The organism is Candidatus Magnetobacterium casense (genome assembly GCF_019173545.1).
In the GTDB taxonomy this organism is placed as follows: domain Bacteria; phylum Nitrospirota; class Thermodesulfovibrionia; order Thermodesulfovibrionales; family Magnetobacteriaceae; genus Magnetobacterium; species Magnetobacterium cryptolimnobacter.
This window is the reverse complement of sequence record NZ_JABXWD010000770.1, coordinates 1-1,097: the sequence shown is the minus strand read 5'-3', so window position 1 is coordinate 1,097 and position 1,097 is coordinate 1. Positions and strand designations below refer to the sequence as shown.

The window sequence follows — 1,097 nt, the reverse complement described above, 5'->3', positions numbered from 1 at the left end:
GAGCTATCGGTTTCTCTTCCCCCATTTTCTCAAGGTAATCCCTTGTCATCTTTATAGTGTCGTAATAGGCCGACTCTCCGGCGTCGGTCGTGTATGTGAGCAGCCCCGCCAAATCGTTTAGCAGCTTCCCCGTTACATCCCCGCCACGTTTTGGCTTTCCTGCTGCCCAATCATAAATGTTATCCAGCGACCATGTCCTTAGAATATGCTGTAGCTTGTCCCTAATCGGTCTCGGACTCCATATGTCAGGGTAGAAGCTCCTGCCCATGAGTGGCTCCACCACCATACTCCTTTCCACCGGACGCATACCCTGAAACACCTTTTCAACCGGCCCTTTGTACATCTCAGCAAGTTTCTTGCTCAATGGCACTTTGCCGCTTACCACGTCTTTTACATCATCAGGCAAGTCCTCAAGATTAAACCAACTTAGGGCGTCCGATAGCGCTCCCTGCAGCCTTAGAGACCGTATGCTTCCATCCGCCCGGCGTCCTAATATGATATGCATCTGTTTCCTGCCGCTTTCGCCAAGCTCTTTCTCTTCGTCAGGGAACATCGCCGCATTCCATATCTTGATTGCACCGTACAACAATGAGGCCTTTAGTGCGAGCTTCCCAAATTTCCATGCCATTACACCGCCGAGATTCCCCGCATCTTTGCCCTCGTGTTTCAGGTTTTTCATTAATCTCACGTATCGAGGCGCGTTGACCTCCAGCCAGCTATAAAACGGTATCATATGCCTTCGTATCCATTGCCCGGCGTGAGACACATTCCCATAATCGCCGATTAATTCCCTTGCCAGCTTCGCGGCCTTATCGTCAGGATTCTTTACGGCGTCTATCTCTTCCGGTTTTGAAGCCCCGTAGATGTCGCTTCTATTCTTAAGATTGTCTTTGAAATACCGGTATGACGCCAGCCTCATGATATTTTCTCTCAGATTCGTTAAGTCCTTCGAAAATTGCCATGCCTTGCCAACCCAACGGGTCACTGCGTTTTCGCTTTCGCCCATGAGCATTTTAAACACGCCTTCTTTGGATATGTCGGGGATTTCCGATATGCTGATGCCGGAGCCTATCACGCCTTTTTTCATGGCGTTGTCA

General features: G+C 49.7%; 1 protein-coding gene. It reads right to left on the bottom strand.

The window, feature by feature from the left end:
• A partial coding sequence (locus tag HWQ67_RS19390) for a hypothetical protein (protein ID WP_218254340.1) occupies positions 1–1,097 on the bottom strand: 1,097 nt, incomplete at both ends.